The 11725-nt window shown below is 36.3% G+C and carries 11 protein-coding genes; 4 read left to right on the plus strand and 7 right to left on the minus strand.

Translation table 11 applies throughout. The features are described 5' to 3' along the window. Positions 1–61: 61 nt before the first annotated feature. The 3 genes from BD809_RS05345 to porW are packed head-to-tail and all read right to left on the minus strand — an operon-like array spanning position 62 to position 3318. Positions 62–295: an AtpZ/AtpI family protein gene (locus BD809_RS05345; protein WP_148781906.1), complete on the minus strand. Its 234-nt coding sequence runs from the start codon at positions 293–295 to the stop codon at positions 62–64. Further along, complete coding sequence (locus tag BD809_RS05350) at positions 249–686, minus strand: bactofilin family protein (protein ID WP_148781907.1); 438 nt, start codon at positions 684–686, stop codon at positions 249–251. Before BD809_RS05350 ends, BD809_RS05345 begins: the two co-directional genes overlap by 47 nt. 16 nt (positions 687–702) lie before the next feature. Next, entirely contained in the window at positions 703–3318 is a 2616-nt protein-coding gene (gene porW, locus BD809_RS05355) for a type IX secretion system periplasmic lipoprotein PorW/SprE (RefSeq protein ID WP_317130852.1), read from the minus strand. 406 nt (positions 3319–3724) lie between these two features. On the opposite strand from porW, the gene BD809_RS05360 reads away from it, so the two are divergent. Further along, a complete protein-coding gene (locus BD809_RS05360) occupies positions 3725–4777 on the plus strand; it encodes a ferredoxin--NADP reductase (protein ID WP_148781909.1) in 1053 nt (350 codons plus the stop codon). Positions 4778–4782: 5 nt separating this feature from the next. Here BD809_RS05360 and BD809_RS05365 read toward each other — a convergent pair whose 3' ends face one another. From BD809_RS05365 to BD809_RS05375, 3 genes are all read right to left on the minus strand, one after another. Then, on the minus strand, positions 4783–5841 hold the full coding sequence (locus tag BD809_RS05365) for a glycosyltransferase family 9 protein (RefSeq protein ID WP_317130853.1): 1059 nt from the start codon (positions 5839–5841) through the stop codon (positions 4783–4785). Then, on the minus strand, positions 5828–6436 hold the full coding sequence (locus BD809_RS05370) for a DUF4254 domain-containing protein (protein WP_148781945.1): 609 nt from the start codon (positions 6434–6436) through the stop codon (positions 5828–5830). The genes BD809_RS05365 and BD809_RS05370 overlap by 14 nt, the downstream gene beginning before the upstream one ends. Before the next feature lie 218 nt (positions 6437–6654). After that, complete coding sequence (locus BD809_RS05375; protein WP_246131429.1) at positions 6655–7575, minus strand: DUF6427 family protein; 921 nt, start codon at positions 7573–7575, stop codon at positions 6655–6657. Positions 7576–7698: 123 nt separating this feature from the next. Between BD809_RS05375 and BD809_RS05380 the strand changes: the two genes are divergently transcribed. Then, positions 7699–7929, plus strand: a complete 231-nt coding sequence (locus BD809_RS05380; protein ID WP_148781911.1) for a DUF6341 family protein — start codon at positions 7699–7701, stop codon at positions 7927–7929. 61 nt (positions 7930–7990) lie between these two features. Here the strand turns inward: BD809_RS05380 and purD are convergent, their stop codons facing one another. Then, the gene (gene purD, locus BD809_RS05385) at positions 7991–9265 is read right to left on the minus strand and encodes a phosphoribosylamine--glycine ligase (RefSeq protein WP_148781912.1); all 1275 of its coding nucleotides are present in this window, start codon (positions 9263–9265) and stop codon (positions 7991–7993) included. Between the two features lie 270 nt (positions 9266–9535). Between purD and BD809_RS05390 the strand changes: the two genes are divergently transcribed. Both BD809_RS05390 and BD809_RS05395 read left to right on the plus strand, forming a co-directional pair. Next, the gene (locus BD809_RS05390) at positions 9536–10570 is read left to right on the plus strand and encodes a tail fiber protein (protein ID WP_148781913.1); all 1035 of its coding nucleotides are present in this window, start codon (positions 9536–9538) and stop codon (positions 10568–10570) included. A gap of 57 nt (positions 10571–10627) precedes the next feature. Continuing rightward, a protein-coding gene (locus tag BD809_RS05395) for an IS3 family transposase (protein WP_148781914.1) occupies positions 10628–11725 on the plus strand; the annotation gives its coding sequence in 2 pieces (ribosomal slippage) (positions 10628–10889 and positions 10889–11725; 1099 coding nt annotated over the 2 pieces). This gene is flagged as partial in the annotation.

The raw sequence follows: 11725 nt of genomic DNA on the forward strand, positions 1-11725 counted from the left end.
TATGATAGCATCAGGAAGTAAGCAGGCTATACAACGCTGCTAGTGACTTACTTGAAAAAAATTATTTAACTTTAATTACCTGCCAGATAACTGAACCAATGGCAAGAAATACGGCCCCAAGCCCTATCCATTTCTCATAAAAAGGTTCGGTAAACCCTTTCACTTCATCAATATAAACTCCTAAATAATAACCACCAACAATTATGGCTAACATTTGAATGCCAATGGTGGTATATTTAGCATATTGCTTAAGCTGATTTCCCCTGCTCTTTGGTTGACTGTTCTTTTTTTCCATCTTGATCACTTAACGATTTAACACCACCCTTCATCACGCAAGAGGCATTAAAAGTAGCTCCAGGCTCCACGGCAAGTTTACCTACACTAACTTCTCCATCGATCACAGAATCGGGTTTCAAGGATAAAGTACCTGAAACCAGTAAATTTCCTGAAAATTTACCCTCAAAGTCTGCGTCAGAACATTCTAAAGTTCCTTTTATAAAGCCTGATTTGCCTACCACAACTTTTCCGGTAGTTTTGAAAGTACCCTCTATGATACCTTCTACCCTAAAACCTCCCTCAGAAACAACATCTCCAACGATCTTAGTTCCTTCTGAAATTTTATTTTGATTTTTTGAGTAATCAGCTGTTGCGCTATGGTCCCGTCCTTTTTTGTTGTCTGAAAACATGATTGTTATGTTTTAATTATTGATTCGCTTCTAGTTCAGTATACTTCTCCATATTTTTATGAATTTGAAGAATACGATAATTTGGTGATGCTATTACAAAATATGGTGCAGTAATAGCAGGATAGTACTTCTTTTTTCTATTCCAATTTGAAAGGTCTGCTCCTTTTGTATTTTCCGTTTTACCAATACTAAGTAATTCAGCCAATCCTTCGGCTCCCAATTTATTTCTTTTCGTATGAATAACCAACAATTGTTGTTGTTCATTATACACATCAACGGAAACTTTCATCTTATCGTATTTTAGCTCCCTAAGAATATTTTGAATAGTCTCCTTCAATTCATTAATTTGGTTGTCTCCAAAATTGGAAAAAGTATATACTAACTTGTGATTTTTCTGATCATCAAGCTCTTGAGAAAACATGTTATTTTCTAACTGAGGCACTGCGGTTTGATAAATAAATTGCGCCCTTTTTCCTTCCGGGCTCTGTGGATAATTCAACGCCACATAATTTAACGCCTTCTTATACGGCTCTAATCCTCTCAAACGTCCGATAGCCTGTGCTTTCAACAGTTCGAATTTCGGATTAAATTCTTCACTCCCAAACTTGGCTATCATCTTATCACTTTGCTCAATCACCAACTCATATTGCTGCTTATTAAATTGAAGGTACAGTTGATTGTATATTGCTACGGGGCTTGATTCGTCCTGCTCAAGTGCTCGGTCTGGGTTTTGTAAAATTTTTGCATACCGAGATTCGCCGTGTTCATTAATAATAGAATTCTTCATCTGAGCAGCAAGTGCTTCTTCACCACGCAACTGATATATCTTGAACAAATTATATTTGGACGGTACGATGAGTCGTTCTTCCGGATTGTTTTGAAGCAAAGATTCTAGCTTATCTACCGCCAGATCATACTCTTTAAACTTCTCTTTGTATATAACCCCCAATTGATAATAGGAAAAATTTCTTTCTTTCTTTAAGCTATCGATTGCCGCCACCGAAGTTGGTAATTGATCAATATAAGTTTGTGGATCAAAAAGTGGATCTTGCTCAATATCATAAGTATCTTCTTTGGTAGTCTCAGCTACTTCAATACTTAAAGGGTTTGTGATGCTCGACACTCTCCAGTTATCTTGTAATTCGCGATTCCCAAAGGTTCTTTTAAAACTAGTTTTTCCGAACCCTACCGTAGTGGGGTTATAAAAATAAAAGGTTGCCTCGGCATTAGGCCCACCGACTGCTGTGGGTGCCGTTGGATTGTATCGGGTCTCATAAGGAAGTGCGCTTTTTATTCGTGCAACCTCAGCTGCTTCTTGCTTAGCAATTGCAATTGCTTTGATACTATCTGTATATTTTGAGTAATAGGCTATTTTTTGAGAAGGTGTCATCGCAACCACATTCAAGATACTATCATTAACCTTTGCTATCGCCTCGTATAAAATTACATCATCCAGATTGTCTCGTTTCTTTTTTAAGGTGCGATACTTTTTGGAGTTAACATTCATACGCTCTAAGGTGCTATCATAGTACGCTCCTGCACTCGCATACTCCTTGGTGTCAAACTGTATATCTCCTAAAGCTTTATAATTGAGTGATTCAAGATAGGTGTCATCAGAGTTTGTTCTTAGCGATTTATTATAATTCACAATTGCTAACTGTGTAGAGTCTAATGCTGAATAATACACTGCTTTTTGATTATAGATTCGATCAAGAAAAGGTCTGTTTTCTCTATTCTTCTCTAATTTCTCTAATTCTTCGAGCAAAACCTCGTTAGCTCCGCCAGTATAATCAAAATTACGCGCTCGGGCCATATGCGCATTGATCAGGTATGCTCGAGAAGTACTTCGGTTTAAATCGATAACCTGGGTAAATGCACTATTTGCGCTGTCTTTATAATTAAGCTGATTTAACAGCTGTCCCTTGATAAAATAATAGCGCCCTTTATATTCATTATTTTTGGTGTGTACTCCTGCCTTATTAATATATGTGATGGCAGAATCCGGTTGCTTCAGATTAATGAAAGCTTGAGCTATCATAGCTGTTGCATCAGCATAATCTTCATCATCCAAAAACTCCTCGTCAATCATTTTTTTAAGATCGTCAATGGCTTTTTGATCATTATCCAGTCGCATATTGGTTTTAGCTCTCCAAACCTTTGCATGATTAATAGTATTACTCGTCGGATATTTATACAAGATATAATTGAACGCCTCTAAAGCAGGAATAAAGCGCTGTTCATGATACCGTGCTTTGCCTAACAGTAAAAAAGCTTCATCAATTTTGGGATTACGCTCCCGCCCATCAATTAGCATACTGTGTTTTTGAATTGCTTTTACAGCTTTCTCTTCGGCCCGGTCAAAATTTTCATTAAGCACCTCATTCGGCAACCTGACATCTTCACTAACGGTTAGACGCTCAACCGGCAGTATCTCCCAAAAATTATCTTTATATGATTTCACAATTTCTTCTTGCCCCTGATCATAAGCCAAACGTCCGTTGTATAAGGTGTTGTTTTTTGTAGTTACATCATGCCATACACGGTTTATAAATTTATCTTTTTTACGAGAACATGCTAAAGCCGTAATAAGCAGCATAGCAAAGCATAATATTTGTAAAAATCTAAATTTCAAAAGTTGTAGTATTTATACGGTAAATAACTAAAATTGAATGGTTTTGTTGTGCATTAATCCAATAATTCACTCATCTAAATGAGTAGAACTGTAAAAATACATTTCTTATTGTAAAGTAGAAGCCTGTTTTAGGGTTTTTATATGTTGTAATTCATACTGCTAGCACATAACTTTAACAATTCTATCCTTTAAATAGCTCTTCAATACACTATAAAATTTCTTCGACAAAATGATATTATGTGTTCTTATATAAATTTTCAGCTCAAATTGAAACAACTAGTTCTGCATTTATTATTTTTGTCAAAAATTTTCGAGCTTGAAATTCAATATATGTTTTAAGCACATCACACGCTTTTTTTTGAAAGAGGTATAGCTCTTTACCAAGAAAAGCTTTATAGTTATAACAATGTCAGATTTTTATACGCTTACCATAAAAGATATTATCAGAGAAACTCCAAAAGCGGTTTCTATTGAATTCACAGTCCCTTTGGACTTAAAAAAAACTTTTGAATTCACCGCTGGACAATACGTTACACTCAAGACTGTTCTAAATGGAAAAGAAGTACGACGTGCTTATTCCTTGTGCAGTTCTCCCAATAGTAACGCATTAAAAGTTGCGGTAAAAGAGATCGATGGCGGAACGTTTTCTGCCTTTGCCAATAACATTTTGAAGGCTGGAGACTCGCTTGACGTTCATGTTCCTGAAGGAAACTTTAAGCTTAAAACAAATTCCGGCAACGCTAAAACCTATGCGGCTTTTGCAGCAGGTAGTGGTATCACACCAGTATTGAGTATGATTAAAGCTGTATTGGAAGATGAGCCTAACAGTACTTTTATTCTTGCTTATGGAAACAAATCTCTGGACGAAACTATCTTCTTTAAAGAATTATTAGCCTTGCAAGCTAAGTATCCTGATCGTCTCTTTATAGAATTTTTCTACAGTCGCACTCAAGAAGCAAATAGTCATTTTGGTCGTATTGAGAAATCGACAGTGAACTTTATTCTAAAAAATAAGTTTAAAGAGCAAACGATAAACTCGTTCTTTTTATGTGGTCCTGAAAGCATGATATCTACCGTGACAGAAGTGCTACAAGAGCAAGGGGTTGCAAAAGACGCTATTCATTTTGAGCTGTTTACTGCAAGCAGTGAACCCGTAGAAATTGATGCGTCATTAGAGGGAAAAACTTCGATTACCGTTCTTGTTGATGATGAAGAATCTACCTTTGTAATGGATCAAAAGAAAACCATTCTTGATGCCGCGCTGGATGAAGATATTGATGCTCCTTATTCTTGTCAGGGTGGTGTCTGTAGTTCGTGTATATGCAAAATTACTGAAGGAACAGCTGTGATGGAAAAAAACAGCATTTTGACCGATGGAGAAATTGCTCAGGGATTAGTATTAGCTTGTCAGGCCCATCCTACTTCGGCAACTATTAAAGTTGATTTTGATGATGTCTAAATTGCCTAAATATACTTCATAATTCTATCGACTACATCCTTTGGGTGAATCGTCTGCATTACATTTTCATAACCTTGCGGAACCTTGTTTCCGTAAATAGAAGTTGGTATTTTATCATATCGTGATACGTCGGGCAATAAGGCATGTTCCATCGGTTGTCCAAAGGGTGCAAAACCGGTAAAAGGATGTGTCACACCCCAAATTGTAAGTGTTGGTATCCCATACATGGCAGCAAGATGTGCATTCCCACTGTCCATCGCCAACATGCCATCTAGATTGGCTATAAGGCGCAATTCATTTTCAAATGACAGCCTGCCGGCTATAATTACCGTATTGTTATATTTACTCGCAATGACATTTAGTATGTCCTTTTCCTTTTTTCCGCCCCCAAATAGAAAGATATCGAACCTGTCGGAGCTGTTGAGGCTATCAATTACTTTAACTATCGACTCAAAAGGATAGGTTTTACTTTCGTATTGCGCAAATGGCGCTATCCCTAGCCATTTTTTTGATGATGTTGGTATCACCGTATTAATTTCTGGTGTAAGCGCAGGTTTTTCAGGAAAACTATGCGTACTTAAATCAATAGGAAACCCTAAATTCTCAAAAACATCAGCATAGCGTTGATGCGTAGATTTTAACTGCTTAAAAATTTTATTGCTAGCTCTGGTAAGTGCTTTTTTTTCTTCTCTGCCTTTATTAATTTGAACCACCGGAATTCCGCTAATGCGAAAAAAAGATTTTAAAATATTTGATCGTAGCACGTTGTGTAGATCCGCCACCGCATCAATTCTCAACCTTTTTAATTCCTTACTTAATTTAAAAAGTCCTAAGGCGCCTTTGTGAGCACCTTCTACATCTGCCGGATAAACCTGAACGTTATCAATATCATTAAATAACGGCGCAAAAAACGCTCGGGTGAGCACTGTAATTTTAAGCTGTGGATACTTTGCACACACCGTTCTCAAAACAGGAACGGTCATAGCAACATCACCCATAGCCGATAAGCGTATAATTAAAAGATGCTTCGTATGAGCAAGCATTTCGGTTTTATTTTTCGCCACGTAGTACAGGATTTAACTCCTCGTCGTTATACATCTTCATTTGCTTATATACTTTCATATACTTATCACCTTTTGATATATCATTGAGTAAGGTATCTATAGCTGTCGATAAATCAACACGTTGTTCTAACAAAATGTCTAATTTTTTTTGACAAGCTTCACGGTGCGCCGCAGACGCATCTGTACGGGTAGCCTCCTCATGCATATGGTACACCTTAAGTGCTAAAATTGACAATCTATCAACTCCCCAAGCCGGACTTTCTGTATTTATCGTTGCGTTTTCTTTTGGCGACACATTCTCGTACTGTTCTAAGAAATAGCTATCAATGTACTCCACCATATCGGTGCGATCCTGATTAGATGCATCGATCAGTCTTTTTAAATTGAGCGCTGCAACGGGATCGATTTGAGGGTCTCTGATAATATCTTCATAATGCCATTGAACCGTATCAATCCAACATTTTCTATATAACAGATGTTCAATCACCTCTTTTTTGGCGTCATAAGGGTTTTTAAAGGGTTGGTCCACCGTATTGATTATATGGTAGGTATCTATAACTTCCTTAAAAATTCGATTGGCTTTTTCAGTAAACATCATTATATACTATTATTATTTATTCAAAATGATTAGCACTATTATTTTTTTAATGAACACTTCCTTCCAGTTCTCAGGAAACGGGTCATCTTCACCTTTCTAAACGGTGCAAAGGTATTATAATTTACTTGGAATACCTGATAAATTTATGTTGCATCCTGTTGTCATCAAAACATTAAACACCTCAACTTTTAAGCTTCCCGTGTACTTTTTGCAAATTAAAAAAGTAAAAACAGTAATGGTAATAGTCCAAAAACCCACAAGTGGATCTCTTTTATAAACTTGATTTGTATTAATTCGATATAGGTAGCGCCCATAATGGCAAGTGGCGGAATGATAAAAATCATTTCTGAGGTGTCTTTGTTGGGAGACACTAAAACAACACCGATACCAATCGCTATATAGCCGATAATTAGTTTCATTAATGGTTTATATGAAGTTGGCCTACTATTAATCCTTAAGGTATAAGCTATCAAGAAGAATCCGGCGCAAATTGATAGGGCTCCTAAAGTAAAAAAATGAGCCCCGTATAACGTATTTGCAAAAGCCTCATAAGAAACCACTGCTTTTTCAACCGGATTAAAAAAACTATCAAACACAAGTAAGGTAAAACAGTTCGCTAATACAAATACCGTGATCACCCCTATGATTGGAACAAACCAATTTCTGTAATCAGTAGATCTAAAAAAATAAATTCCTATAAAAATAAGCGCAATAAATCCGATACTCCAGAAATAGGCTGTACTTGCCAAGCCAATACATAGGGAAGCATTAAAGATTTTAGCTTTAGCTTTTGTATGATTCATCATCTCGGTTATCTGAGAGAATGATAATAAGACAAAGCTGCTTGCGATAATTTTATCCACATGAGCAAGTGCTTCCGGGACCATGCAACATAGAGAAACATATAAAAAAAGCACCACAGTTCCTTTACTGGTTAAGTTACTTCTTCTGGCGATTACATAAAGTAACGCCATACTAACCAAATAAAAAATTAGCCCCAATACTAGATAAAAAAAATTGCTGTTTAAAACTTCTAAAGCCTGTTTGTTTGATACGATTAGGACAATTACAATCAAGTAAAGCGAGATTGCGATGAAGTTAATCGGTTTAGATTTGGATAAAAAAGTGGATAACACTACTATTTTTTATATTTTTGTGCGCGACAGCATGGGTGATGCATCGCTGTTTAACGAAATAGATTAATTATAGTAAATGTAAAGCAAGATACGTTTTACTTTTTATAAATATATACTTATATCATGAAAGACTTATTTGAAGCAATTGAATCACTTTTTGTTGATGTACTTTTTTTACCAATGGATGCCTTAAGAGCACTAGAGTTAGAAAGTTGGGGAGCAGCAAATATTTTAAACTGGTTGTTTATGCTTATTGGATTTGTTGCTTTTGTATACTGGATGAAGCAATTAAAGCAGTTTAACGACAACAATGAGGAGGATCGTGATCCAACGGCGCATTCATTTTTAAACTAAAGGCACCTTATTATAATCTTAAAAAAGCCGTGCTTTAAAAAAAGTACGGCTTTTTTAGATATTAGTCTAAGTCGAAACCAAGATCTTTTCGGTAATAGATTCCGTCAAAATTAACTTTAGCTACTTCGTTATAGGATTTTTTGAGTGCTTTTTTATAATCAGTATCCAAAGCAGTTACCGCCAGAACCCTTCCACCATTGGTAACGACATCGTTTCCTGTAAGTTTTGTCCCTGCATGAAAAACGATAGCATCTGAAACCTCATCGATTCCTGTAATCTTTTTATCCTTTTGATACGCCTCGGGATACCCCCCCGAAACGGTCATTATTGTAGTCGCACTTCGCTGGTCTAAATCTAAGGTGAATTTATGAAGTGTCTGGTCCTCTAAGCTATCTAACAATTGAACCAAGTCACTTTTAATTCTCGGTAATACTACTTCGGTCTCAGGATCTCCCATACGCACATTATATTCGATCACTTTCGGTTCATCACCTACTTTAATCAATCCAATGAATATAAATCCCTTGTAGTCTATGTTCTCTTTTGCCAATCCATAAACGGTTGGCTGTATGATATTCTTTTCAATTTTTGCCATAAAAGCTTCATCGGCAAAAGGCACCGGTGAGATAGCCCCCATACCTCCTGTATTAAGTCCTGTATCACCTTCGCCAATTCGTTTATAGTCTTTGGCTGTAGGTAATGTTATGTGGTTCTTCCCATCAGTCAATACAAACACACTTAATTCGATACCATCCAAAAATTCTTCAATCACAACTTTTTCACTTGCAGCACCAAACTTCTTATTGGTCAACATATTCTCAAGTTCCCGTAGTGCTTCAGCAAGGCTTTCAAGAATCAATACTCCTTTTCCAGCAGCCAGACCATCTGCTTTTAATACATAAGGAGGCTTAAGGGTTTTTAGAAACTCTTTGCCTTGATCCACAGTGGCATCAGTAAAACTTTGATAAGCCGCTGTGGGGATATTATAACGCATCAGGAATTCTTTTGCATATTCTTTACTACCTTCTAACCTCGCTCCTTCTTTTGAGGGTCCAATTACTTTAATAGATCGCAACAAGTCGTCCGCAGCAAAATAATCTTTAATCCCAAGTACCAAAGGGTCTTCTGGCCCTACTACTACCATTGAGATCTCTTCGGTGATCACCAACTCCTTAATCGCTTCAAAATCTGTTACCGAAAGAGCAACGTTGGTCGCGATTTTATGCGTTCCTGCATTGCCCGGAGCTACATACAGTTTATCGCACAACTCACTTTGTGCTATTTTATACGCAAACGTATGTTCTCTTCCTCCTGATCCTAGTATTAAAATATTCATTTAAAGCTGTTTTGATGTTTTAGCATAGCGAGCTCAAAAATAATTTTTTGTCCTCAGATCAGCTAAGAAAAATATAATAAAGTTTATATCACGTGATAAAATTGACCTTCTATTATAATAAGTAATTAAAGTTCAAAATGCGATTAAAAGAATGTTTATCTAAGTCCAAAAGTTTTTAAGAAAAAGGAAGTCGTTTGCCTGAACTATCATTTGTTTCTTATGACATTTGCAATATATTTATCCTTAATTTTCTCTTAAAACTAAAATACGATGAAAAAATCAACACTTCTTGTTTTATTACTGAGCTCTATGAACTTTCTGGCTCAAGATACAGTTCTTACAAGTGGCAATCCTCAAAATAATTTTGTTTATAACAACGGAAAAGTTGGCATCGGAATTTCTATACCTACGTCTCAATTACACTTAAATAATGCAGCGGGAGGTAGCTTTCTGAAATTTACTAGAGGTACCGGGAATGTTAATTTTGCCATGGAAAACAATCTAAACAAGCTATATATCTATACCGGAACCGGTAGTATAACCCAAGGTCTTGCTATAGACGAAAATGGTCAAATAGGCATAGGAAATGACAACCCAACATCTCAATTACACTTAAAGAATGCAGCAGGAGGTAGCTTTCTAAAATTCACAAGAGGTACAGGGAATGTTAATTTTGCCATGGAAAACAATGTGAACAAATTATATGTTTATACCGGGACAGGTAATATTACTCATGGTCTTTCAATAGATGAAAACGGACAAATAGGTATAGGAAATGGAAATCCAACATCTCAATTGCACTTAAAAAATGCAGCAGGAGGCAGCTTTATGAAATTTACAAGAGGCACCGGAAATGCTAATTTTACGATGGAAAATAACTTGGACAAGCTTTATATCTATACTGGGACTAGTAATTTTAATCAAGGACTTTCAATAAATGAAAATGGTAAAGTCGGGATTGGAACTTCTAATCATACTGCTGATGCTCTACTTACTGTAAAAGGCGCCATTCATTCTACAGAAATAAAAGTTTTAGCCAATGCTGGTGTTCCTGATTATGTTTTTGAGGAAAGTTATAAACTCCGAACTCTTGAAGAAGTCAAGGAATATATTACCAAGCATAAGCATTTACCAGAAATACCATCTGCAAAAGAAATCGATAAGAATGGAGGTTTTGATGTAGGTGAAATGAACTTGATGCTTTTAAAGAAGATAGAGGAATTAACGCTTTATCAGATCGAACTTCTTGAACACCAAAAATTACAGGATTTCAAATTAGAAAAACTTGAAAAGGAGCTAATGTAAGCTTCCCATAAAACCGAACTGTTTAAAAGTAGAATAAAAATCTTAAATTTAAGCAGTATGAGAAAGAGTAAATTTTCACCACAGCAAATCGCAAAGATTTTAAAGGAGTTTGACAACGGTAAATCGGTTGATCAAATCAGTCGCGAGCACGGGGTTAGTTCGGCAGCTTTTTATAAGTGGCGTTCAAAATACGCAGGGATGAACTCTAAAGAATTGAAACGACTTAAGGAGCTTGAAGAAGAAAACCGAAAGCTCAAACAAATGTATGCAACCTTAGCGCTAGATCATCAAATGGCCAAAGATATCATCGAAAAAAAGCTTTAAAGCCTTGCCGTAAAAGAGCTATCTCTATAGAGCTTGCACATTACGATATCAGCAGGGCGTGCCGTGTTATGAATATGAGCAAGAGTGTTTATTATTACAAGACGCTACCAAAAGATGATTCTGAGATAGAAGAGGCTTTACAACAAAAAGCAATTGAACACTCAGATGAAGGGTTCTGGAAAGCCTACGATCGCTTGCGAGAAGAAGGGAAACCTTGGAACCACAAACGTATGCACAGAGTTTATGTAACCTTAGGACTTCCCTTACGCAGAAAAGTAAAGAAACGATTACCGGCAAGAGTAAAAGAACCCTTAGAAGTTCCTTCAGACCTCAATCACACTTGGAGTATGGATTTTGTAACCGATGTCCTAGAGAACAAAAGACGTTTTAGAGCATTTAATATTATCGATGACTACAACAGGGAAGTTTTGCACATAGAAATAGACTTCTCTTTAACGAGTAATCGTATTGTATGGGTCCTCAATCACCTTATCAATAAAAAAGGTAAACCACAACAAATTCGAATGGATAATGGTCCTGAATTTATTGCCAATATCACGAATGACTGGAGTCTGATGCACGCTATAGATTTTAAATATATACAGCCCGGTAAACCGACTCAAAATGCATTTATAGAGCGTTTTAATGGTACCTATCGAAGAGGCGTTTTAGATAAATACATTTTTGAGGATATTCATCAAGTAAGAGAACAAACACAGATTTGGATGGAGGATTATAATAATCACAGGCCTCATGATGCACTTGGTAAAATCTCTCCAGTAAAATATGCCGAAATTAATTCTTGTTTGGCTAGCCAAACAAGAATTAAAA

Origin of the sequence: Aquimarina intermedia (genome assembly GCF_008124785.1) — a bacterium.
Classification (GTDB): Bacteria; Bacteroidota; Bacteroidia; order Flavobacteriales; family Flavobacteriaceae; genus Aquimarina; species Aquimarina intermedia.